Here is a 25,162-nt window from a genome sequence, read left to right on the forward strand (position 1 = left end):
AAATCGCCTGACGCGCATATTCACTTGATATTAAGGCAAGTAAAACGATTATGGCTAAAAAGAAAATATCTGATAGACAAGATCCGCTATCTTTTGAAACTTCTCTGACAGAGTTAGAGCAGATAGTCACACGCTTAGAATCAGGCGAACTTCCGCTGGAAAAAGCATTAAGTGAATTTGAACAAGGGATCCAATTAGCCAGACAAGGCCAGAAAGCGTTGCAACAGGCAGAACAACGCGTCCAAATTTTGTTACAAGCCGATGACCATGCACCACTAGACAACTTTACGCCGGAAGATAAATAAATCATGTCTGAAATAGTGACACTTTCTTTTGCGGATCAACGCCAATGGGTACAAGATCGCGTCAATAAAACACTACTAAAGCAATTCCAGCGCCTACCGTTTAATCAAAGTCAACTGGTCACAGCGATGAAATATGGCACATTACTTGGTGGAAAGCGACTAAGGCCTTTTTTAGTTTATGCTATAGGTGATATGTTAAATGTTGCCGTGGAAAACCTGGATGTACCTGCTGTGGCCGTTGAATGTATTCATGCTTATTCATTAATCCACGATGATTTACCCGCAATGGATAACGATAATCTACGTCGTGGCCAGCCTACCTGCCACATTTCCTTCGGTGAAGCTCATGCCATTTTAGCTGGTGATGCCCTGCAAACACTTGCCTTTGACATCTTGTCTCGTTCTGCTATGCCTGATGTTAGTGATACTAATCGGCTGGCAATGATAGCTGAGCTGGCTACTGCTAGTGGAGCAGCCGGCATGTGTGGCGGTCAAGCACTCGATATGGAATCAGAAGGTCAACAAATTGATATAGCAACCTTAGAATCTATTCACCATCATAAAACCGGCGCTTTAATTCGTGCCGCCATCAGAATGAGTGCACTTGCGGCTGGCAGCCAAAGCTACAAATTATTACCATTATTAGATAATTATGCCAATGCGATTGGACTGCTATTCCAAGTCCACGATGACATTCTTGATGTTACTGGTGATACAGACACTTTAGGTAAAAATCAGGGATCTGATGAAAAACATAAAAAAAGCACCTATCCATCATTAATCGGTGTTGAACAAGCACAAAAAAAAGCCAACAATTTATTTGAACAAGCACTGGATGCGCTTTATAGGTTAGAACAACAGTATGGATTAAATACGGAAACACTACAAAATTTAACGCACTTTATTATCGAACGAAAAAGCTAATTTTCTTGATTAAAAAACAGAATATTTTACCAGTAATAAAAATTCAAAATATTCTTTTGGCGGCTTACTACAGCGTCATGGGTATAAACAAAAAACAATTATTTAATGGGCAGACATGAGCATTGATATCACTTCCTATCCAACTTTAGCATTAATAGATACGCCGGAAGAATTGCGACTTTTACCAAAAGAAAGTCTGGTCAAATTATGTGAAGAGTTGCGACAATTTTTATTAAATAGTGTTAGCCGTTCCAGTGGACATTTTGCTTCTGGATTAGGAACCATTGAACTTACTGTCGCTTTACACTATGTCTATAAAACCCCATTTGATAATCTTATCTGGGATGTCGGTCACCAGGCATATCCACATAAGATATTAACTGGCCGCCGCGACCGGATTGATACCATACGACAAAAAAATGGCTTACATCCTTTCCCCTGGCGAGCAGAAAGTGAATATGACATTCTCAGTGTCGGTCATTCCTCGACTTCTATCAGTGCTGGACTTGGCATGGCGGTAGCTGCTGAATATGAAAATAAAGATCGCAAAACGGTTTGTGTTATTGGTGATGGCGCCATTACCGCAGGTATGGCTTTTGAAGCAATGAACCATGCGGGTGACATTCATAAAGATATGTTAGTGATCCTCAATGATAATGAAATGTCAATTTCAGAAAACGTCGGGGCGTTAAATAATCATTTAGCACAACTGTTATCGGGCAATCTATATACTAGTTTACGTGAAGGGGGCAAAAAGGTATTTTCCAATATTCCCTCAATCAAAGAATTGTTAAAGAAAACCGAAGAGCACCTTAAAGGTATGGTGATCCCTAGTACTATGTTCGAAGAACTAGGCTTTAACTACATTGGTCCCATTGACGGCCATGATGTACTCACATTAGTACAAACATTAAAAAATATGCGTGAGTTAAAAGGCCCACAGTTTTTACATATCATGACCAAAAAAGGCAAGGGGTATGAGCCCGCCGAAAAAGATCCTATCAGCTGGCATGCGGTGCCTAAATTTGATCCAGCAACTTTTAGCCTTCCAAAAAACAATAATAGTCAATTAACATTTTCACAAGTTTTTGGCGATTGGTTATGCCAAGAAGCAGCCGATGATCCTAAACTGATGGCTATCACACCAGCCATGCGAGAAGGATCGGGAATGGTTGAATTTTCCAAAACCTATCCCAAACAATATTTTGATGTTGCTATTGCAGAACAACACGCTGTGACTTTTGCTGCTGGCCTTGCCATTGGAGGCTATAAACCTGTCGTTGCTATTTATTCTACTTTTTTACAACGCGCTTATGATCAAGTAATCCATGATGTCGCCATTCAAAAATTGCCTATCCTGTTTGCTATAGATAGAGCAGGCATTGTTGGTGCCGACGGACAAACCCATCAAGGTGCTTTCGATCTATCGTTTTTACGTTGTCTACCGGATATGATCATTATGTCGCCGAGTGATGAAAACGAATGCCGGCAAATGCTACATACGGGTTATCACTATCAGGATGGCCCTGTTGCGGTTCGTTACCCAAGGGGTACAGGCTCTGGCGCCACTCTACAACCTTTAGCAAAAATTCCAATCGGTAAAGGAATAATTCGCCGCCAAGGAAAAAATGTTGCCATCCTAAATTTTGGCACATTACTTAATGAAGCGATGAAAGCCGCAGAATTACTCGATGCCACCGTGGTCGATATGCGGTTTGTAAAACCGTTGGACGAAACATTGATATTGGAAATAGCTCACAACCATAAGCTATTAGTAACATTAGAAGAAAATGCAATTATGGGGGGAGCCGGTAGCGGCGTTAATGAATTTTTATTAAAAACCCATCACATTATGCCTATCATTAACCTCGGCTTGCCTGATCACTATATCGCACAAGGAAATCAAACAGAAATTCAGGCTGAATTAGGACTTAATGCTGAAGGAATTGTAAAATCAATTAACAACTATTACACCAAATAAATTAATAAATATGTTGAAAATCAAAAGCAGCGGTTTACCAAACGCTTTTGATTTTTAGTAATTCACTTACATTATAAAACGGGTAACCAGTGTGCAAGCGCAGCCACGATAACCATAGCAAAAATAGCCGCGATAATATCATCTAACATAATACCTAGCCCGCCACCTACTTGCCGATCAAACCAACCTATAGGCCAAGGTTTTAGCATGTCAAAAAAGCGGAAAAGCACAAACGCTATCAATACCCATTGCCAACTAACTAACGGTATCACCATCAGGGTCATCCACATGCCAATAAATTCATCCCACACAATACTACCGTGGTCGTGAACTTGCATATCATCGGATGTCCGTTGACAAATAACAATACCAACAACAAAACCAAATAAAATAATAAACCAACATAACCAAACGGGTAATAACCAATACATCAGTAGCCAGAATGGAATAGCAGCTAACGATCCCATTGTTCCAGGAATGATGGGTGATAAACCACTACCGAATCCAGTTGCCAATAGATGCCAGGGATTTGATAGCTTTAAACGAGATTTTGCATCAGTCATAGCAAGCTTCCACAATAAAATGATCAAAACCAGTTAAATTAGGTGAAACCTCTTTATTCCCATAAAAATAGCGGATCCCTTCTGATTCTGGTGTTATCTGGCCGATACAATGAAAATTTGCCCCAGTATGCGCTAGTGCTGACTCTAATGCACCACGATTTATCTCAGGCACTGTAAAGCACAGTTCATAATCTTCTCCACCACTTAACGCCCAGGTTAACGCCTGTTCTGAGGTAACTTGTCTGCGCAATACCTCTGATAGTGGCAAAGAATCTAATTTAATTTTAGCGCCACGGCCACTGATTTTGAGAATATGTCCAAGATCAGAAATCAAGCCATCAGAAATATCAATCGCAGAAGAAGCAAGATGACGTAAAGCCTGCCCTTGCAAAATACGAGGCTGTGGCCTTAAATGACGTTGGATCAACCAATGACGATCTTTTACATCATCGACAACCAGCTGTGATTGTAAAATCGCAAGACCTGCAGCACTATCACCCAATGTTCCGGTAACATAAATACAATCACCATTACAGGCTCCAGACCGGGTTAGTGATTTTCCTGTCGGAATCAAACCATGGGCTGTATAGGTTAAACTCATTGGCCCTCGTGTTGTATCGCCACCAATAAGTTGCATTTCATAGTAATTAAGCTGTTCAAATAAGCTAGAGCTAAATCTTGCCAGCCAATCTTCATTGATTTGTGGCAATGTCAACGCCAGAGAAACCCAGGCAGGATCCGCTCCCATAGCGGCTAAATCACTTAAATTAACCGCCAAAGATTTATAGGCTAAATCTTCAGGTGAAATACTATCAAGAAAATGGATACCTGCAACTAGTGTATCGGTAGTAATCGCTAATTGCTGTCTTTCCGGTATTGTTATCAATGCACAATCATCACCAATACCGATATTAACGTCATGCCGATTTTGCTGTTGACGATTAAAATAACGCGCGATGATATCAAATTCGCCACAAACCATAATAATATTCCACTATACCATGCTCCGATTGCTATAAGGATATTACTGCACCTTATAATCAAAATGAACATCAGATTATTCGAAAAGCCTGAACACCATTATTTTTTACGCACAGTAGGAACAACTTTATCGAGCGCACCATTGATAAATTTGTGACTCTCCTCGGCACCAAAAACTTTTGCTAATTCAATCGCTTCATTAATAGCAACTTTATAAGGTACATCATCACGATAACAGAGTTCAAACATCGCTAAACGTAAAACCGCTTTCTCTACCTGACCAAGCTCCCCAAGCTGACGAGAAAGATAAGGAGCCATTTTTTTATCCAGTTCTAACACATGAGTTGAGACGCCATTAAGTAGTTCACGGAAATAAGTTACATCAACATCTGACATATCCTGTTCAGATAAAAATTCCACTTCAACATCAGCAATACTATTACCCGATAATTGCCAAGAATAAATCGCCTGAACAGCACACTCACGCGCGCGATGACGAGCAGCAGGTTTCACAAAATTCCCCTTAAGTAAAATAGTTAGCCTTTAATGGCTTGAATTACATTAACCATTTCTAGTGCAGCTAATGCAGCATCTGCACCTTTATTTCCCGCTTTTGTACCTGCGCGCTCAATTGCCTGCTCAATATCCTCGGTGGTTAATACACCAAAGGCAACCGGAATATTACTTGTCATTGCAACATTAGAAAGTCCAGCACTACACTCACCGGCTACATATTCAAAATGCGAGGTTGCACCACGTATAACGCTAGCAAGTGCAACAACTGCATCATATTTTTTGGTTTCTGCTAATGTTTTAATCGTCAAAGGCAGTTCATAAGCACCTGGTACCCAAACTACCGTAATATTTTCCTTTGCAACTTGGCCAACACGTTCCAAGGTATCAATAGCGCCTTCCAGCAAGCTATTGTTGATGAAATGATTAAAACGTGCAACAACGATTGCTATACGAGCTTTGGGTGCTGCTACCGTACCTTTTATTACCTTCATAGCCTTCCTTAAATACTAATTATTCTTTACAGAAACGACAATTTTATCATATTCTTTTCTATACTGCGCTGCTGAATTTAGCTAACTTTAAAACAGTCATTAGGAACGCTAAATTTAATCAATTAAATGTTACATTACTTTAACTATACTACTTTACTATATTAAGCTAACCAGTTAATGAATATGACATTACAATGGTCGAAGTGTTAAACGTAAATCAGGTCCAATAAGTTCAATATTAATAAATTCAAATGCAGGTGCATCTTTCAATTTTTGTAATGCTGGAATATTAATTAATTCTTTTGCGGTTCCACCTAAAATTTTAGGCGCAATATAAACAATCAATTCATCAACTAATCCTAGTGTTAACAAAGCACCGGCAAGTGTTGGACCGCTTTCGACCCAAACTGAATTAATATTACGTTTAGCCAGCTGCATCATCAGCAAAACTAAATCAATGCCTTTTTCGTAGGTTGGGATGGCGATTTGCTCTACATCACCACACCAATTTTGCGATATGGGATTAGGGCGAATAAGCCAACATTCACCATCTGATTTTGTTATAATATGTTCTGGTTTTACTTGATTCTCACTATCCAAAACAATTCTTATTGGTTGTCTAAGACGCTCTTTAGGGTAAATATTTTGTAGCTCAGGCGCAAAATCTGTCCAACGAACATTCAAAGCTGGATTATCAGATAAAACAGTAGCACTGGTAGTCAAAATTGCGCTCGCCTGAGCCCTGAAGCTTTGTACATCTTGGCGAGCTACTGGCGAAGTGATCCATTTACTTTCACCTGATGCAAGAGCCGTCCGCCCATCAAGTGATGCGGCTAACTTAAGTTGAACATAGGGGAACCCTGTTCGCATTCTTTTTAGAAAACCTTGATTTAATTGTTCAGCTTCATCCATCAGTAAACCATGTAATACTTCGATGCCAGCCTGCTGTAATTTAAGTAAACCACGTCCTGCAACCTGTGGATTTGGATCTTGCATCGCCACAACAACTCGCCGAATACCTGCTCTAATTAACGCATCTGCACAAGGGGGCGTTTTACCATAATGACTGCAGGGTTCTAATGTGACATAAGCAGTTGCTCCGTTCGCTTTTTCACTCGCCATTTGTAAAGCATGAATCTCAGCATGCGCCTCGCCTGCTTTGCAATGAAAACCTTCACCCACAATTTCACCGTTGCGTACAATGACACAGCCTACATTCGGGTTTGGTGAGGTAGTAAATCGTCCTTGCTTGGCCAATGACAACGCACGGCTCATAAACTGCTTATCAAACGTGGTCATTTTTACTATTAATCCTGTAACTTAGCAATTTCTTCGCCAAATTCACGAATATCTTCAAAACTACGATATACCGAAGCAAAACGTATATAAGCAACTTTATCCAGCTTTTTCAACTCATCCATGACAATTTTTCCAATCATTTTCGCCGGAATTTCTCGCTCTCCGGTTGCGCGAAGTTGCGATTTTATATTATTAATAGCTGTTTCCACATCATCGGAACTTACCGGGCGTTTTTCTAATGCTTTTTGCATACCTCGTCTAAGTTTGTGTTCATCAAATGACTCACGTACATCATCACTTTTTACCACACGCGGCATGACTAATTCAGCCACTTCAAAAGTAGTAAAACGTTCATGACATTCAAGACATTGTCGACGACGACGAACCTGCGAACCATCGCCAACCAGACGTGAATCAATCACTTTGGTATCTACAGCGGTGCAAAATGGGCAATGCATAAAATTTCCTGATTTTAGGGTCCGGTTTTTCAGTTTAACTCAGCTATCAATGAAAAACACCCTGCTAGCGCAATCTAACAGGGTGTGAGTTAACAAAATTCGCCTTTACGGCAGCAGAGAATGTTGATCCGCTCCCTCTTTTTCTACTTTAGGAGGAAGCAAATGCTCTCGTTTCATTCCCATCTTTAATGCTAGAGCAGAAGCAACATAAATAGAAGAAACGGTTCCAATCGTCACGCCAATTAACATAACTAGAGAAAATCCTTTCAGTATTGACCCACCAAAAAGATAGAGCATCAATACCACTAATAAAGAAGTTCCTGATGTAATAAGTGTTCGGCTCAATGTTTGGGTCAATGAAACGTTAACTATTTCGTAAGAAGTACCGCGGCGGATCTTGCGGAAATTTTCACGAATACGATCAGAGACAACAATGCTATCATTTAATGAATAACCGATGACCGACATTAATGAAGCAACGATAGTCATATCAACTTCAATCTGAAAAAGCGATACAATGCCTAATGTAATAATCACATCATGCGCTAATGATATTACTGCACCAGCAGCCAGACGCCATTCAAAGCGGAAACCTACATAAATCAAAATACAGATCAAAGCAGCTAACAGTGCCATTGCACCGGTTTGAGCTAATTCACTGCCTACACTCGGTCCGACAAATTCGATGCGCTTAACCGTTGCTTGATCATCAACATTTTTGTTAATGACTGAAATAATGGACTTACCGATTTCTTGACCTGCCACGCCTTCAGTAGGAGGCAATCGGATCATAATATCTCGGCTACTACCAAAATTTTGAATCAACGGCTCTTGATGGCCATTATTCGCTGAACTCTCTCTAATTTTATCAAGATCCGCAGGTTGACTGAGATTAATTTCAATAACAGTCCCGCCGGTGAAATCCAATCCCCAGTTAAATCCTTTCAATGAAATAACCGTAACCGAAAGAATAAATAAAGCAATTGAGATACCAAAAGCTAAATAATCCCAACGCATAAAATCGATAACTTTACGGCCATGATTTAACTGTTCTACTGTGTAATCTTGCGCCACAACCACGCTCCTTAAATAGACAGCTTTTTAATACGTTTACCACCATACAATAAGTTCACGATAGCACGTGTTCCTACAATTGCAGTAAACATGGAGGTGGCAATACCAATCGCCGTAGTAATGGCAAAACCCTTAATTGAGCCGGTGCCTACCGCATACAAAATGGTTGCCGTGATCACAGTTGTCAAATTCGCATCTAAGATACTGGAAAATGCCCCCTTGTAACCTTCATGTATCGCTTGCTGTATTGAACGACCATTCTTTAATTCTTCTTTAATACGTTCATTAATCAACACATTCGCATCAACGGCAACAGCAAGCGTTAAAACAATACCAGCAATTCCCGGCATGGTTAAAGTAGCCCCCGGTAATAGCGACATAATCCCCATAATGAGGATCAAGTTTGCTAATAATGCAGAACTGGCAATCAGACCAAACTTGCGATAATAAATGACCATAAATAGAACTGAAGCTAGCAAACCGGCTAATGATGCTTTCATTCCTTGCTCAATATTTTGCAATCCTAATGTTGGCCCAATTGTGCGTTCTTCAACAATTTGAATAGGTGCAATTAATGCGCCAGCACGTAATAATAAAGATAATTGACGAGCTTCAGTTGGATTACTGATACCAGTAATACGAAATTTGCTACCAAAGCGGGCAGAAATTCTGGCGACATTAATGACTTTCTCATCTTTTACCAAAATAGCACGACCATTGGCATCCTTTCGCCCGCTATCTTTATATTCAACAAATAGGGTTGCCATCAATTTATCCTGATTATCACGGGTAAAATCAGACATAATTGAGCCACCAGCGCTATCCAGACCAATGCTTACCTGCGGGCTGCCCATTTCATCCAAATCCGATGTCGAATCAGTAATATGATCGCCTGTCAAAATAACGCGTTTATAAAGAACAACAGGCTCACCATCGCGAGTATATTTTATCTCAGAATCACCCGGAATATGGCCACGTTGAACAGCCGAACTGTCTATGCCGACATTAACTAAGCGAAATTCCAGCGTTGCAGTAGCACCAAGGATCTCTTTTGCCCGCGCCGTATCTTGGATACCCGGTAATTCAACGACAATACGATCAGCGCCCTGACGCTGTACCAATGGTTCAGCAACGCCTAATTGGTTAACACGATTACGGATAATATTAATATTTTGTGATACTGCATAATTACGTGCTTCACGAATCCGCTCATCTGTCATTACTGCCGTTAATAGATTGTTGTTGCCAGCAGCAAAAACCAAATCGCGATAACGTGGTGTCAAATAAGATTCCGCTTGCGAACGCCCACTATTATCACGAAAACGAATTTCAACACCGTAATTATCTATTTTACGTATAGTTGAATATGGGATCCCTTTTTCACGTAAATCACTACGCAGGCCATCCATATTCTGTTCTTGCAATTTACCTAAGGCTGTTTCCATATCCACTTCCATTAAGAAGTGAACGCCACCACGCAAATCTAACCCTAATTTCATTGGTTCACCGCCCAATGCTCTTAACCAATGAGGGGTTGCAGGTGCCAGATTTAACGCTACGATATACTGCTCTCCTAAACCGGCAACTAAAGTTTCGCGTGCATGTAGCTGGACATCTGGATTATTAAAACGAGCAAGAATTACACCACTTTCCAGTGCAATTGATTTACTTTCGATTTTCTCTTTCTTTAAAATATTGCGAACTTGATCCAAAGTCTGTTCATTGGCTGCGGTTCCCCGCACGCCAGTAATCTGAACAGCCGGATCCTCTCCATAAAGATTGGGAAGCGCATACAGCAGACCGATGAGCAACGCAGCGATCAGCATCAAATACTTCCACAAAGGATAACGATTTAGCACGGCAATTCCCTTCGGGAAAATCAGAAATTAGATAGATTTCATTGTACCTTTTGGAAGTACAGCAGCAACGAAATCACGTTTAATGGTTACTTCATTGGTGTCATTTAATGCAACAACAATGTAACCCGTTTCAGATACTTTAGTGACGCGGCCAATTAATCCACCGGTTGTTAGTACCTCATCACCTTTAGCAATAGAATCCATTAATTTTTTGTGCTCTTTAGCTCGCTTCTGCTGTGGGCGTAAGATCATAAAATAAAAAATCAATCCGAAAACAACCAGCATGATGATCAAAGAATATGGGTTTCCTTGCGCTTGACCACCAGCTGAAGCGACTGCTTCAGAAATAAACAAACTCATCAAAATTTCCTCATTGTGATTAAAACAATATTTCTAGCTCAAAAAATTAATCCAAGCCTATAAATCCTACACTGATTTGATTCAATTAGCACGACTGAAATTATACTCTAGTTTGATGAAATCGATTTATTGATCCGTCGATAAAAATCTACTGCAAAAGCCTCAAACTCACCTTTTTCAATCGCTTGTCGAATTTCAGCCATTAGCCGTTGATAATAACGCAAATTGTGTAAGGTATTAAGCCTAGCACCAAGAATTTCATTACATCGATCAAGATGATGTAAATAAGCACGGCTATAGTGAGAGCAAGTATAGCAGTCACAATGGGCATCTAACGGCGAAGTATCCGATTTGTATTTAGCGTTACGGATTTTAATTACACCTTCAGTGACAAATAGATGGCCATTTCGAGCATTCCTGGTTGGCATTACACAATCAAACATATCAATACCGCGCCGAACCCCTTCAACCAGATCCTCCGGTTTACCGACCCCCATTAAATAGCGTGGTTTATTGTGCGGGATTTGTGGGCAAATATGCTCTAAAATACGGTGCATATCCGCTTTAGGTTCACCGACAGCTAAACCACCAACAGCGTAACCATCAAAACCAATCTCAACCAGGCCTTTTACGGATATATCACGTAAATCCGGATAAACGCTGCCCTGAATAATGCCAAACAACGCATTTTTATTAGCTAACTCATCAAATCGTTGGCGACTACGTTTTGCCCATCGAAGAGACATTTCCATCGATTTTTTGGCATAATCCCACTCTGCCGGATAGAGTGTGCATTCATCAAAAATCATGACAATATCCGAACCAAGATCGTACTGAATTTCCATCGACTTTTCAGGGCTCAGGAAAACCCTTTCGCCATTGATTGGATTGCGAAAATAAACACCCTCTTCTTTAATTTTACGCATGGCACCAAGGCTAAAAACCTGAAATCCACCAGAATCAGTCAAAATTGGTCCTTGCCATTGCATAAAATCATGCAGATCGCCATGTAATTTCATTATTTCCTGGCCAGGACGTAACCATAAATGAAAAGTATTGCCTAACAGGATTTGGGCTCCGGTTTGTTTAACTTCTTCTGGCGTCATCCCTTTGACTGTACCATAAGTGCCAACCGGCATAAAAGCAGGCGTTTCTACAATTCCACGCTCAAAAATCAAGCGACCACGACGAGCTTGGCCGTCTTGGCTTTGTAATTCATATTTCACTTTGCCTCTCTAGCATCAGAAAAACAGTCTGATGGGTTAGTTACATATTCAGTTAAATAAATTGCTGATATCAATTTAATAGTTAACAACTAGTTAGCCACTTTTTCACTTTCTGCTTTAGGATTGTGCGTGATAAACATGGCATCACCATAACTAAAAAAACGGTACTTTTCTGCGATTGCTTGTTGATAGGCATTCATCGTATTTTGATAGCCAGCAAAAGCAGATACCAACATAATCAAAGTAGACTCAGGTAAATGGAAATTAGTAATTAATGCATCAACAATTTTAAAATGAAAGCCTGGGTAAATAAAAATTCGAGTATCATCAAAAAAGGGGCCAATAATACCTTCTTTACATGCACAAGCCGCACTTTCTAATGATCGAATCGAAGTTGTGCCAACTGCAATAACCCGTTTACCTCTCGCTTTACACGCCAATATTGCATCAACAGCCTGTTGCGATACTTCAACATATTCTGCATGCATGGTATGTTCAGCAACATTCTCCACCCGCACAGGTTGAAATGTGCCGGCACCAACATGTAGCGTCACAAACGCCATTGCTACCCCTTTTTGCTGCAGCGCCGCTAGTAATGATTCATCAAAATGTAATCCTGCTGTCGGCGCAGCAACGGCACCAGGCCTTTGGCCATAAACTGTTTGATAAAGTGTTCTATCAACCTCTTCATCAGGGCGGTCAATGTAAGGTGGTAATGGCATATGACCAATATCATTTAAAATAGCTAACACATCTCGCTTATCCTGAAAATCAATTTCAAATAGCGTATCGTGTCTTGCCAACATAATGGCTTTGACACTTTCATCATCACCTAATAATAATTCGGTTCCTACCTTGGGCGCTTTAGAAGCACGAATATGCGCCAACACCCGATGACTTCCCAATATGCGTTCAATCAATACTTCAATTTTGCCGCCAGACATTTTACGACCATAAAGACGAGCCGGTATAACCTGAGTATTATTGAAAACCAGCAAATCACCTGATTCTAATTTATCAACAATATCAGTAAATATACCATGTGCCAGTTCACCTGTTGAACCGTTCAAAGAAAGTAGCCGGCAACGACTACGTTTGGCTAAGGGATAATGGGCTATTAACTCATCAGGTAATTTAAAAGCAAAATCAGAGACACGCATTTCTTTACACTATTTGATCAAAACAAGCGCACTAGTCTAGTGCGGCGATAAAAACAGTGCAACAAATAAGCATCACGAAAATTAAAAATTCACTTATAATGACACTATGAATTTTCTTGCACACTTACATTTAGCTCAACGAGCACAAAGTTCCTTATTAGGAAATTTAATGGCGGATTTCGTTCGCGGTGATCCTGAAGGCTTATATTCACCAGATGTTGTGGCCGGGATCAGAATGCATCGTCAGGTAGATAAATTCACCGACCAGCACCCCATTGTGATTAATGCCAAGCAACTTTTTCGACCGCCATACCGCCGAGTCGCAGCGATCACTCTCGATTTAGTTTGGGATCATTTTCTCGCTTTATATTGGGATCAAATCGAAGCAAAACAGACTCTACCCCAATTTGTTCATTATGCTCGCCAGCAAATTGAACCAAACCTATATTATACCCCAGAAAAATTTCAAGAGTTAAATGAGTATTTATGGTCACAAAACTGGCTGATCCATTATGCAAAACCTGAATATATTAATAATGTATTAAACAGCATGGCGCGCAGGCGTCCTAAACTGGCTAATTTAATCGGCTCCTTTGATGATTTTATTCTGCATTACCGTGATTTTTCTGCTTTTTTTTGGCAACTTTATCCAGCAATGATCGCTTTTGCCGAAACTCTATCAGAAAAAAGAGCGCCATTAATGAAAACAAATAAACCCTAGCTGATTAGAGGCTAGGGTTTATTACCGATTAAATAACACTCTTTAGGTAGCTCGCTTTATATCAGTGTTATTTAGTGCTAATACGATCATAGAGTGCAAAAATCACTAAAACGATTAATGAAGGTACCAACCAGGCTAAATCATGAACATAAAATGGTAATTTCTTCGCAACATCAGGAATAAATGCTTGCAAAAGCTCAGAAGATTTCATCGCACCTAATAAGCCAAAGATTAGGCTGGTCAACATAGTTGGCGCAACCACCCTGGATGGGCACTTCCACCATTTCAAGGTAAAACTCATTAAAATCAATATAATACATGGTGGATAAATCGCGATTAATACAGGAATAGAAAATTCAATCAGTTTACTCAATCCTAAATTCGAGATCACCATAGAAAAGATGCCAAGTATCCAGACTAATTTACGATAAGAAATCGGCACATAAAGCGCAAAAAATTCCGCGCAAGCACAAGTGAGCCCAACCGCAGTTACCAGACAAGCAACAAAAATGAGTATCGCTAAGAAAAAGCTACCAAAATTACCAAAAGTATGTTGCACATAGGCATGCAAAATATCAGCACCATTGCTGGCATTAGGTAATAAGGTGCCACTATTCTCACCCAGTTTAAACAGTGAAACATAAACCAATGTTAATAACACGCCGGCAATTAATCCAGCCCACATGGTATAACGGGTTAAAAGAGCAGAATTTTCGACACCACGTGAACGGGCAGCATTAACAATAACAATGCCAAACACCATCGCACCCAAGGTATCCATTGTCAGATAACCATTAATAAAACCATTAGAAAATGCCATTTCAGTATATGATGGCGTTGATATAATGGGTTCACCTGCCGGCCAAAGTACCGCAGCAATGCCCAAAATAGCCAATGCAAGCATTTTTATTGGCGCTAAGATATGCCCTACGCTATCGAGTAGTCGTCCTGGATAGAGTGAAATAACTATCACCACAGCAAAATAAACTAGGCTATAGATAAACAATGAAATTGATGAAACACCGCCTACTAGTGGGGCAATTCCGACTTCATAAGAAACTGTTGCCGTACGAGGTGTGGCAAATAATGGCCCAACAGATAAATAGGCGACAATGGCTAACAATAACCCCGCACATTTACCAATTGGAGCACTAAGCTGTTCGATGCCACCACCTACTTTTGCTAGCGCAATAACTGCAATAACAGGCAAACCGACACCTGTTAGCAGAAATCCAGCTGCCGCTGTCCATACTTGTTCACCAGCTTGCAATCCAACCATAGGAGGAAAAATAATATTTCCTGCCCCTACAAATAACGCAAAGGTCATAAACCCTAATGCTAAAATATCTCGAGATGTTAAACGATATGCCATAATTATTTGTTAATTTGTTGTTATTTATAATTCAGCTTAAGTAGAACCAAAACCTAAACCACTTATTATTTATTGACGCTGATCTCTGCTGATTTTTAATCAATAAGAATATTTAATTAACCTGATAAATTTAGTAAAAACAGAAAAATCCGCCAATAACAGACTACAAGTAAAACTTTTATAATGATAAAAGGCAATAGTAAATCGAAAAAGCAGAATAAACATCTTAAATAAATTTTTTATTTAGTGATTGGTTTTAGTGTTTACTCAATATACGTTATATGATTTGTATAAAATTCAATCAACACTAACATCTATTCATGCAAATGCATTATTTAGCTAAATCTGTTTAACTAAAATTCAGCAAATGAAATTTAATTTTGGCCATTTTTTGTTGTTACAATTAAACTAGACGGTAAAATAAAACTAAACACCGACCCCTTACCTAATTGACTTTCAATATCTAATTGGGAATGGTGGTGTATTAATGCATGTTTGACAATTGCCAATCCCAATCCGCTACCCCCCCCCATTTGACGTGAACGCGATTTATCTGCTCGATAAAAACGTTCGGTTAACCGAGTCAAATGCACTGAAGCAATTCCCGGACCATTATCGCGAATAGAAAAAAGTGCTCCCTGTTTAATTTGTTGCCAACCAATATGAATAGATGTTCCAATCGGTGTATGGTTAATCGCATTATAGATAAGATTTGAAATGGCACTTCTCAGTTGCTCTTCATTACCATAAACTTGTAATTTTTTATCCACATCAAAAATAATTTCATGCTTTCCCAAGCTTAAATTTATTACATCTTGTTTTATTGTATTTAGCATTGCCGGAATATTTATCTGCTCATTCAAATTAATATGTGGTGCTATTTCAATGCGGGAAAGCTGAAGTAATTGTTTAATTAAACTATCCATGCGTGCCAATTGTTCACGCATTGAGTGTAAAGCTTTTTTGTTAGCCGAATGACTATCGATTTGCTCATCCATGATTTCCAAATAACCTTGTAAAACAGTTAATGGTGTACGTAATTCATGATTAGCATTAGCAAAAAATTCGCCGCGTAATTTTTCCAATTTCACCTTTTCCGTTATGTCTTTTGCAACCATCAATAATTGGTCGTCAATATAAGACATAATTTGAAATTCAACCATCGCACCGTTATTTAACGCTATCGTAAACGGCACAGAATAGTCGGCTAACATAAAATAACGGTTGAAATCAGGATAGCGGAGTAAATTGAAAATAGATTGCCCACTATCCTCTGGCCAACGAAACCCTAATAAATATTCAGCTAAACGATTACACCAAACAATATTACCTTCTGCTGTCATGATAATAACTGCATCAGGCAAAGATTCTGCACCACTCCGAAATCGCCTAATAATCTGTACCAATTCACGCCGACGTTTACGATTGCGTTGCTGTAATTGATAAATACCATAAAAAATCGGCTCCCAAACACCTTGTCCAGTTGGTGGCAATAAACGACGTTCAAGCCAAAGCCAATCAGATAATTTCAGTAAATGATAACTATGCCAACACAAAGCGGCTAATAATGAAATCACGAGCAACCAAGATAGATGACCAATAAAAAGTGATAATCCACATGCCGGTAAACAGAATAAAATCAGAACAACCACTAATTTTTTCCACGACAAACGTTCAAGCACGCCGACTTTTCCTTATAACCAACAATCAATAACGGACAGAGAAACGATAGCCTGTACCTCGAACTGTCTGGATCATTTTATCATGACCACCCACAGCAAGTGCTTTACGTAAACGACGAATATGCACATCTACTGTCCGATCCTCAACATAAATATTCACACCCCAAACATAATTTAATAATTGCTCACGATTATAAACTCGTTCTGGATGGGTCATAAAAAAATGCAGTAATTTGTATTCTGTCGGCCCCATTTCTATCGACGTTGTATCACTCGTTACCCGATGAGAGGTAGGATCTAGCTTCAACCCCTTCATTTCAATAACATTGTCGCTAACCATAGCTGAAACGCGACGCAAAATTGCATTTACTCTAGCAATCAGCTCTTTAGGTGAAAAAGGTTTTGTCAGATAATCATCTGCCCCAATTTCTAAACCTCGCACCCGATCTTCTTCTTCTCCCCTTGCAGTTAACATCATAATCGGGATATTTCGGATCAGTTGATCACGCTTTATATGGGCAATAAGCTGGATACCCGAACCACCCGGGATCATCCAATCTAGCAAGATGAGTGCCGGATAAGCTGCACAATAGCTGAATCATAATCATCAGCCTCAATGGTTTGGAATCCATTCTGTTCTAATACAAAGCAAACTATCTCACGGATCGCGGTTTCATCTTCGACGACCAGAATACGTCTTACCATGATTGATCCTATCATTATTTCATTATCAAATTAGTAGGCGCCATTATTTCATATTTATGACCATTTTATGAAATATTGTGGCGAATTTCGTCAAGTTGCAAATTTTCAGGCTGAATATGAGATATGAGATTTGATATCTAATTCACAAAATTAATTAATAACTGAATTTTTGAACGATATGGTTAAAATTTTTATCTATGATTTTTTATCGACCAGATTATAGTTATCAATAACCTATCTACCCATAATTAATTTATGACCTTATTAATATAAGGAAAATATAATGCCAAACAAATTTATTGAAATGATGAAAAAACGAAGAACCATTTATAATATAGATAATTTATTACCTATCTCTGAAGAAAGACTTATTACATTGGTTAAAGAAGCGGTTAAAGAAACGCCCTCTTCATTTAATTCGCAAACATCGCGTGTAGTTATTCTATTTGGTGATGAACATAAAAAACTGTGGCATAACATTACCAAAGAAACACTAAAAGAAATTGTGGCTAAAGAGATATTTACCACGACAGAGAAAAAAATCGATAGCTTTGCTGCCGGCGCAGGTACGGTATTATTTTTTGAAGAACAAAATGTTATCGAACAATTACAGCAAAAATTTCCACTTTATGCCGATAATTTTCCAGTTTGGTCAGAACGGAGTAGTGGTATGGCACAATATGCGGTTTGGACTAGCCTGGCGCAAGAAAAAGTGGGCGCATCACTACAACACTACAATCCATTAATTGATGAAAAAGTGCATGCCAGTTGGCATATCCCAAACTCTTGGAAATTACGCGCTCAATTAGTTTTTGGTGCAATTAAACAACCAGCCAATGAAAAAACATATATTGACGATGACGTGCGTTTCAAAGTCTTTGGAAAAAATTAACTCAATTTGCGGCAAAATTTATTTTGCCCATAGTCACAACTATTAGCAAAACGGCATTAGGGTAACAAAACTAAATGTTTTTTAGTGTCATTCTTATAGCAATAAGATATCAATTAATAAGATAAAGTTTGCCAAATATATTAACTCTGGTCATTGAATCGAAAATAAAAAATAACAGCCAAAATGGCTGTTGTTATTAATTTTTACTTTTATGTAATAAACTAAATCACTTTGACCAATAAGGTAAATATTTACCGATTTGATTAGAAAAAGAAACGTAGACCGGTCTCAACCAAAAGCCAATTATCTTTTTCGTAAGCGTGATTTTTACTATGAACATGGTTATAGGCCATCTCTATATATAAAAGTAATTGCGAACTTTTTATTACTGCAAAGTCTTTATCTACCCCTAACGTATAAGTCTGCTTTGTATAGTCAAAGGTTTTTTTATCGCCCGATCTTAGTTCATAACCAGCATATAAGCCTGTCTCGGATTGAGGCCAGTACCACTTTGCAGTAATGCCATAAAGGTGAGCTACCCAATCCCCGGTAACTGCAGTTGGCGATAGTTTTTGTCCTGCAACCACAACATTAGTTGATTGTAATCGACCATAATCAACCCCGATTGAAGCGGTTTTATCAGGAAAAACATATTTGACACCCAATGCAAACATATTGTCTTGCGGTTTTTTTCCTGTCTGGTTTTTTTCGCCTACCGCTTCTGCCCAACCAGTCGCCAGTTCGAAACCTAAAGCGTTCTGATAAAAAAATCCCAATGAATATGCATGAATAATATCACCGAAATCACGTTCAACACTGCCTTCTGCGGGTCTAGAATAACTGCCTGCTAGCGTAACGCCTTTAAATGCAGGTGTTTCTAAAAAAATTGTATTAGGTAAACGTAGGGTAAAATTATCCTGTCCAGTACCACGATAGATGGTATTACCATTTTGTTGCGCTACAAAACCGGAAGATATACCGGTATTACGACCTAGTACATCAGCAAAATAAAGCACTCCAGTATTGTTATAACCTAAATTAGATTTTGCAACGGAATCGATAGGCATATAAGTACGGCCAAATTGTGCTTTACCATATTCTGCATGGGAAACACCAATATATCCAACGCGATTATAGAGTTCAAACCGACTGTTGGGATTATTACTATTCGATTTTTGCGTATCTAAACCTAATTCAATATTGCCAAATACTTTAACCTCATGAGGCAATTTATGCTCGGCATAAAAACCAATACGGCTTCCATCATCACCAATAATGGTTTTATTCTTTTCAGTATCCCAACTATTTATTAATCTAATCTGCCCATAAATATCAAAACGTGTATATTGATCATCATAAATACTTGTTGCCTGTGTAATCTGTGCTAAAGATAAAGTAACAATAAATGTTATGATGGGTTTTAATTTTCTTACCATAAGAACACCCATTAATTTAAGCTAATAAAATAATTTAAAAATCTCACTTCAAATAATAAAGTTAATCAATTTGCTTTAAGGTAATTTAAAAATTTACACTGAAATAATAAATAGAAAATATTTTGAAAAATAAACAAAGAATAAGGGTTTATTAAAATCTCACCACTAGTGAAATGAGAAACTAACAAATAAAATCAGCAAGTTACTAATAAAGCAAATGTGATAATACAATAAAAAAATTATTTTTATGTTTAAAATAACATTATATTTATTGGCATAAAATATTATATTATAATTAATCAATCTATTTATTAAATTTAATCAGTAAAACAAGATATTGTTTTTATTCTTTTTCTTATTATTAAAATTATCCTTTTATTGTTAGAAGTTTATTTTAATCATAATGGATAACAAAATATTACCTTATATTGCAAAAGTTTAATTTTAAAATCAATTTATCACTATAAATACATTATTATTTAAGATAAGAGTGACATATCCAGATGGTTAAAACCCATTAAAATTGACTTAAGCAATAAAAATTGCAATTGAAAACTAGGGTAGAAGGGTGTGATCCGTTATTATATCCACGATTTTTTGAAATGGAATAACGAGGAAGCCTTGAGATGTGGTTTAAAAATTTAATGATCTACCGCTTAAATCGGGAATTTACATTATCCGTCGATAAGCTTGAAAAACAACTTGCCACACTGGCTTATAGCCCATGCGGAAGCCAAGATATGATGAAAATAGGTTGGACATCACCGATGGGACCTCACAGTGAAGCGCTAATACACTCGGTTAATAATCAAATTCTACTTTGTGCACAGAAAGAAGAAAAACTGCTGCCAGCACAAGTTATCAAACAAGAGTTACAAGCAAAAATTAAAAAACTAGAAACAGCTCAGGCGCGAAAACTGAAAAAAAGCGAAAAAGATCCATTGAAAGACGAAGTAATTCATGCGCTTTTGCCCAGAGCTTTTAGTAAAATCAGTCATACTTATATCTGGTTAGATATAATCAATAACCTGATTATCGTAGATGCAGCCAGTACTAAGCGTGCTGAAGATAACCTAGCTTTTTTACGTAAAACATTAGGTTCGCTGCCAGTTGTTCCTTTAAGTTATCAAAATCCGATCGAACTGACATTAACTAAGTGGCTACGCTCGGGCCAACCAGCCAATGGTTTTAGTTTATTGGATGAAGCTGAATTAAAAGCACCTGTTGAAGAAGAGGGCGTGATCCGTTGTAAAAAACAAGATTTATGTAGCGATGAAATTATTGCCCATATTGAAGCTAAAAAACGGGTAACAAAATTAGCATTAGAGTGGGAAGAGCGTATTCAATTCATTCTTTCGGACGATGGAACTGTTAAAAGACTAAAATTTAGTGATCTAATAAAAGAACAAAATGATGATATTGATAAAACAGATTTTGCCCAACGTTTTGATGCTGATTATATCTTGATGACAAACGAAATAAGTGCATTGATAAAATGCCTAATTGATGCTTTAGGTGCAGAAATGAATACTTAATGTGATTGGCTTATTAATGCACTAAAATCACTGGGAATGGCGATTTTTAATCGCCAATTTAATTTTATCGACTAGGTAAATTCCCCCTTCTGGGCTGAATGATAAATAAACTCATATCACTATACCTTTACTTGTTTAAATGAATAAATATAATTATTTGTAATAACTTATATATTTTTTATTACAAAATTGCCAACTATATAGATTATTATTTATGATTCTCAGATTAGGATTTTATCGCTAAAAATAATAGCAATAACTGTTTTAGTTATATAAGACCGGCAATTTTATTAAAATTAATAATATAAATATATTAAAAAGCAAATAAGAATTTTTCTTATTTACTTAACAGAGAATTGAATATATCAATTTTTATATTGAAAATATTAAATAGATTAAAAAAAACGTTATCTTGGCTAGATAACGTTAATACTAATATAGTTAAACATTATTGATATACTTTGCTGTATGTAGTGATTAAACAGTCAGCCCATTAAAATTTCTAAAAAATAGCTGTAAATCATAGCTAGCTTAGTAAATGCTTATGTTAATTAGCTAATAAATACAATTAGATATAAGTTCTATTGTAAACATAACTATATTATTTACACAAATGATTTATAAATACAAAGATTCTACTATCAATAGTGATTATCAGCAGTATTAATAATATATTATCTAATATTTATAATAATTATTCTATAATTAAAATCTATTTTGATGCAAGTGTTTTTTGTTAAATTATTTTGTCAATTTATAACGCAATTAAATTACCTTATTTTTTATAGGTAATTATACTGTACATTAAACTGATCTTGCTTAGTTAATTCATTAGAATTATATATATTATAAATAGAATTTAACTAGTATATGAATAAAAAATTGCTAATATTTACTTCTCATTTATTAGCTTAAGAAAAATGAAATTAATAACCTTAAATAATATAAAATATGAATATAAATTTTTTGTTGTGATATTTTAACTTCAATTAATAGTTTATTATTTTGCTATATTAATAAATTTGGAATTATTAATTATATTACTTATTAACCATATAACTAAAATGGATATTAAATATAAAAATATATAACTCTATTGATTTATTAATAACATAATTGAATAAATACTGGGTATTTAATTACCCAGTTTTGACATTATTAGCAATACTCTATTTCGTACTCTGTGACATTTCCATGCCAACTAATCCCACTTTAAGATAGCCAGATTTACGTAATAAGTTCATTACATCCATTATCCTTTCATAATCTACTGTTTTATCTGCTTGAAAAAAAATAGTGGTTTCTTTATTTGTACCGGTTATTAGATCCAATGCTGATGCCAATTGTTCTTGAGAGACATTTTGCTCTCCAACATACATTTGACCATTCGCTTTCACTGTCAAAAATAACGGTTTTTCCGGTCTAGGTTGGGGTTTAGCTGCAGAAGCCGGTAAATCAACTTTAATATCTACTGTCGCTAAAGGTGCAGCAACCATGAAGATAATCAGTAAAACCAACATTACATCAATAAATGGTGTAACATTAATTTCATGCATTTCACCACTATCATTTAAATCATCGTTTAAACGAATCGCCATAAGCACTTACCTTTCTTTTTTACTATCAGCTAAATCCAAATCTCTACCTAATAATACCGTCGCTTGAGCAGCTACATCACCCAGTTGACCACGGTAAGTATTAATCATGCGTGCGAATAAATTATAAATAACCACCGCCGGTATCGCAGCTACCAGCCCTATTGCTGTGGCTAACAAAGCTTCTGCTATACCAGGCGCAACAACTGCTAAATTTGTCGTCTGAGAATGGGCTATACCAATAAAGCTATTCATAATTCCCCAAACCGTACCGAATAAACCGATAAAGGGAGAAATTGCCCCTATAGTTGCTAAATAACCATTACCTCGTCCCATGTAACGACTAATTGAAGCAACCACTCTTTCAAGGCGAAAACTGGCGCGATCTTTGGTTCCATTTAAATCATGACTACCAGCTGATAATGTTTTTTCTGCCACGACTTCATCATATAATTTTCTAGTAACACTAGTTTTTTTAAATGTTGCAGCAATTTCTACCGCATCATCGAGTGATTTTACTTTAGATAGTTTTTGCTGTTCTTTTCGTAGCTGTCGGTATGCTCCAATCAATTCGATGCTTTTTGAGAAAAACAGTGCCCAAGTAATGATTGAAGCAACAATTAATCCTAGCATTACTACCTTTACAACCATGTCAGCATGCTGATACATACTCCAAATCGAAAGATCTTGATCAAATCCTCCTTGTGCGGTTAATAAATTAGGCTCCTGCTGTAGACTCACTAAATTTTTTTCCGCAGCAAGCTGTTTCTCGCTCGATTGCTCTTCATTAACTGAAGTCGTTTGGATTTGATTTGTAGTGGATATATCTTGCTGGTTAGGTGTATTAACAGGCTGAAACTGCTCAGACAGACCTGCCGGATTTGTCTCGGCGAATGTTATATTTATCAAACTCATTGCCAATAAAATAGAAGCTATCAATTTACGCATCAGTTGGCTATCACTCTTCGGTTATTTAATGTGATCCTTTTAGCTGATCATAACTTATGCCAGCTAGTCTATTGGTAGTAAATTTTGATTTACCACGCTTACATTATGAAAAACTGAGTGATCATACCAGACATTAAATCATTTGATAGTAATTATCATTACTATTTGATGAATTTTTTATTTATTTAACTGCTATCAATAAGTTTTACTGCAATTTGACTTGTTCTAATAACTGATAATCGCAACAGATATTTGCCATTTTTAATACTTCCTTATCTCAAATAAACATTTTTTATCTAACTGGCTTTTATACTTAACGCTTGAATAAATCCAACATAATTCAGTTTTTTAAGGTAAACTGGCAACTATATCGATTTTTCATTTGGTTGTTCCTAACAGGGTAAGCTATGCAAGTTCTCAATGAGATCGTGATGGCAATTTGGCATCATGATTTTGCTAAACTAAATAATCCCAATATTTTATGGATTATTTATGCTGTACTTTTTACCATTATTATATTAGAAAACGGTATTCTTCCTGCCGCATTTCTACCAGGAGATACGTTGCTTATTCTTTCCGGTGCTTTGATTGCAAAAGGTGTTCTTTCTTTTATTCCCACAATTATTATTTTAACTATTGCTGCTAGCTTAGGTTGCTGGTTAGGTTTTTTACAAGGACGCTGGCTTAGTGATACCCATTTAGTAAAACAATGGTTAAAACAGATCCCACAAGAGTATCACGATCGTGCAAACCGATTATTTAACAACCAAGGCTTGTATGCGCTTTTGATCGGTCGTTTTTTAGCTTTTGTGCGAACACTATTGCCAGTTTTAGCAGGACTTTCGACTTTAAGCCACCGGCGCTTTCAATTATTCAATTGGCTTAGCGGCCTATTATGGATTGGGATCATTGTTTCTCTGGGTTACGCAATAAATCAAATTCCTTTTATAAAACGCCATGAGAATATCGTTATGAATATTTTAATATTTTTACCGATACTGCTACTCATTAGCGGATTTATTGGCTCACTTGTCGTATATTGGAAACATAAAAAAAGCAGTTAAATATTATGGATTTTA

At 37.2% G+C, this 25,162-nt stretch carries 23 protein-coding genes and 1 pseudogene; 7 read left to right on the forward strand and 17 right to left on the reverse strand.

Annotated elements, in window-relative coordinates; translation table 11 throughout:
• Positions 1–50 precede the first annotated feature (50 nt).
• The 3 genes from xseB to dxs all read left to right on the forward strand — a co-directional run bounded on the left by xseB (position 51) and on the right by dxs (position 3,210).
• On the forward strand, positions 51–305 hold the full coding sequence (gene xseB / locus WH390_RS08285; RefSeq protein ID WP_032115113.1) for an exodeoxyribonuclease VII small subunit: 255 nt from the start codon (positions 51–53) through the stop codon (positions 303–305).
• A 3-nt stretch (positions 306–308) separates the two neighbouring features.
• Positions 309–1,229 (forward strand): (2E,6E)-farnesyl diphosphate synthase, encoded by a 921-nt coding sequence (gene ispA / locus WH390_RS08290; protein ID WP_032115112.1) that lies wholly within the window; start codon positions 309–311, stop codon positions 1,227–1,229.
• Between the two features lie 115 nt (positions 1,230–1,344).
• Complete coding sequence (dxs, locus tag WH390_RS08295) at positions 1,345–3,210, forward strand: 1-deoxy-D-xylulose-5-phosphate synthase (RefSeq protein WP_032115111.1); 1,866 nt, start codon at positions 1,345–1,347, stop codon at positions 3,208–3,210.
• Positions 3,211–3,281: 71 nt separating this feature from the next.
• Here the strand turns inward: dxs and pgpA are convergent, their stop codons facing one another.
• The 11 genes from pgpA to queA all read right to left on the reverse strand — a co-directional run bounded on the left by pgpA (position 3,282) and on the right by queA (position 13,197).
• Positions 3,282–3,773 (reverse strand): phosphatidylglycerophosphatase A, encoded by a 492-nt coding sequence (gene pgpA, locus WH390_RS08300; RefSeq protein ID WP_032115110.1) that lies wholly within the window; start codon positions 3,771–3,773, stop codon positions 3,282–3,284.
• Positions 3,766–4,755 carry a thiamine-phosphate kinase gene (gene thiL / locus WH390_RS08305; RefSeq protein WP_032115109.1) on the reverse strand — a complete coding sequence of 330 codons (990 nt, stop codon included), beginning with the start codon at positions 4,753–4,755 and terminating at the stop codon, positions 3,766–3,768. The genes pgpA and thiL overlap by 8 nt, the downstream gene beginning before the upstream one ends.
• 98 nt (positions 4,756–4,853) lie before the next feature.
• On the reverse strand, positions 4,854–5,267 hold the full coding sequence (gene nusB / locus WH390_RS08310) for a transcription antitermination factor NusB (RefSeq protein ID WP_032115108.1): 414 nt from the start codon (positions 5,265–5,267) through the stop codon (positions 4,854–4,856).
• A 23-nt stretch (positions 5,268–5,290) separates the two neighbouring features.
• Positions 5,291–5,761: a 6,7-dimethyl-8-ribityllumazine synthase gene (ribE, locus tag WH390_RS08315; protein ID WP_032115107.1), complete on the reverse strand. Its 471-nt coding sequence runs from the start codon at positions 5,759–5,761 to the stop codon at positions 5,291–5,293.
• 189 nt (positions 5,762–5,950) lie between these two features.
• Positions 5,951–7,060: a bifunctional diaminohydroxyphosphoribosylaminopyrimidine deaminase/5-amino-6-(5-phosphoribosylamino)uracil reductase RibD gene (ribD, locus tag WH390_RS08320; protein WP_032115106.1), complete on the reverse strand. Its 1,110-nt coding sequence runs from the start codon at positions 7,058–7,060 to the stop codon at positions 5,951–5,953.
• 8 nt (positions 7,061–7,068) lie between these two features.
• Positions 7,069–7,518, reverse strand: a complete 450-nt coding sequence (gene nrdR, locus WH390_RS08325) for a transcriptional regulator NrdR (RefSeq protein ID WP_026821453.1) — start codon at positions 7,516–7,518, stop codon at positions 7,069–7,071.
• A 105-nt stretch (positions 7,519–7,623) separates the two neighbouring features.
• Positions 7,624–8,592 (reverse strand): protein translocase subunit SecF, encoded by a 969-nt coding sequence (secF, locus tag WH390_RS08330; RefSeq protein WP_032115105.1) that lies wholly within the window; start codon positions 8,590–8,592, stop codon positions 7,624–7,626.
• Between the two features lie 11 nt (positions 8,593–8,603).
• Complete coding sequence (gene secD, locus WH390_RS08335; protein WP_072012852.1) at positions 8,604–10,451, reverse strand: protein translocase subunit SecD; 1,848 nt, start codon at positions 10,449–10,451, stop codon at positions 8,604–8,606.
• Positions 10,452–10,478: 27 nt separating this feature from the next.
• Positions 10,479–10,811 carry a preprotein translocase subunit YajC gene (yajC, locus tag WH390_RS08340; RefSeq protein WP_032115103.1) on the reverse strand — a complete coding sequence of 111 codons (333 nt, stop codon included), beginning with the start codon at positions 10,809–10,811 and terminating at the stop codon, positions 10,479–10,481.
• A gap of 107 nt (positions 10,812–10,918) precedes the next feature.
• On the reverse strand, positions 10,919–12,037 hold the full coding sequence (tgt, locus tag WH390_RS08345) for a tRNA guanosine(34) transglycosylase Tgt (RefSeq protein WP_032115102.1): 1,119 nt from the start codon (positions 12,035–12,037) through the stop codon (positions 10,919–10,921).
• Between the two features lie 89 nt (positions 12,038–12,126).
• Entirely contained in the window at positions 12,127–13,197 is a 1,071-nt protein-coding gene (gene queA, locus WH390_RS08350) for a tRNA preQ1(34) S-adenosylmethionine ribosyltransferase-isomerase QueA (protein WP_032115101.1), read from the reverse strand.
• Between the two features lie 106 nt (positions 13,198–13,303).
• Here queA and WH390_RS08355 point away from each other — a divergent pair, with 106 nt between their 5' ends.
• Positions 13,304–13,918 carry an ACP phosphodiesterase gene (locus WH390_RS08355; protein ID WP_052044841.1) on the forward strand — a complete coding sequence of 205 codons (615 nt, stop codon included), beginning with the start codon at positions 13,304–13,306 and terminating at the stop codon, positions 13,916–13,918.
• A gap of 67 nt (positions 13,919–13,985) precedes the next feature.
• Here the strand turns inward: WH390_RS08355 and brnQ are convergent, their stop codons facing one another.
• From brnQ to phoB, 3 genes and pseudogenes are all read right to left on the reverse strand, one after another.
• Positions 13,986–15,290, reverse strand: a complete 1,305-nt coding sequence (gene brnQ / locus WH390_RS08360; protein WP_032115100.1) for a branched-chain amino acid transport system II carrier protein — start codon at positions 15,288–15,290, stop codon at positions 13,986–13,988.
• Positions 15,291–15,664: 374 nt separating this feature from the next.
• A complete protein-coding gene (gene phoR, locus WH390_RS08365; protein ID WP_032115099.1) occupies positions 15,665–16,972 on the reverse strand; it encodes a phosphate regulon sensor histidine kinase PhoR in 1,308 nt (435 codons plus the stop codon).
• A gap of 25 nt (positions 16,973–16,997) precedes the next feature.
• Positions 16,998–17,677 (reverse strand): annotated as a pseudogene (gene phoB / locus WH390_RS08370) (phosphate regulon transcriptional regulator PhoB).
• A 283-nt stretch (positions 17,678–17,960) separates the two neighbouring features.
• On the opposite strand from phoB, the gene WH390_RS08375 reads away from it, so the two are divergent.
• Positions 17,961–18,569, forward strand: coding sequence for a nitroreductase family protein (locus WH390_RS08375; RefSeq protein ID WP_032115098.1), 609 nt, complete (start codon positions 17,961–17,963; stop codon positions 18,567–18,569).
• Positions 18,570–18,832: 263 nt separating this feature from the next.
• Here the strand turns inward: WH390_RS08375 and WH390_RS08380 are convergent, their stop codons facing one another.
• Entirely contained in the window at positions 18,833–20,005 is a 1,173-nt protein-coding gene (locus WH390_RS08380; RefSeq protein ID WP_187290942.1) for a porin, read from the reverse strand.
• A 626-nt stretch (positions 20,006–20,631) separates the two neighbouring features.
• Between WH390_RS08380 and rdgC the strand changes: the two genes are divergently transcribed.
• Positions 20,632–21,540: a recombination-associated protein RdgC gene (gene rdgC / locus WH390_RS08385; protein WP_406850558.1), complete on the forward strand. Its 909-nt coding sequence runs from the start codon at positions 20,632–20,634 to the stop codon at positions 21,538–21,540.
• 1,169 nt (positions 21,541–22,709) lie between these two features.
• Here the strand turns inward: rdgC and exbD are convergent.
• Positions 22,710–23,138 carry a TonB system transport protein ExbD gene (exbD, locus tag WH390_RS08390; protein ID WP_032115095.1) on the reverse strand — a complete coding sequence of 143 codons (429 nt, stop codon included), beginning with the start codon at positions 23,136–23,138 and terminating at the stop codon, positions 22,710–22,712.
• 6 nt (positions 23,139–23,144) lie between these two features.
• Positions 23,145–24,083 (reverse strand): tonB-system energizer ExbB, encoded by a 939-nt coding sequence (gene exbB / locus WH390_RS08395; RefSeq protein WP_032115094.1) that lies wholly within the window; start codon positions 24,081–24,083, stop codon positions 23,145–23,147.
• A 407-nt stretch (positions 24,084–24,490) separates the two neighbouring features.
• Here exbB and WH390_RS08400 point away from each other — a divergent pair, with 407 nt between their 5' ends.
• Positions 24,491–25,147: a DedA family protein gene (locus WH390_RS08400; protein ID WP_032115093.1), complete on the forward strand. Its 657-nt coding sequence runs from the start codon at positions 24,491–24,493 to the stop codon at positions 25,145–25,147.
• Positions 25,148–25,162: the final 15 nt, after the last annotated feature.

Source organism: Candidatus Arsenophonus nilaparvatae (assembly GCF_045346035.1).
Lineage (GTDB): Bacteria > Pseudomonadota > Gammaproteobacteria > Enterobacterales > Enterobacteriaceae > Arsenophonus > Arsenophonus nilaparvatae.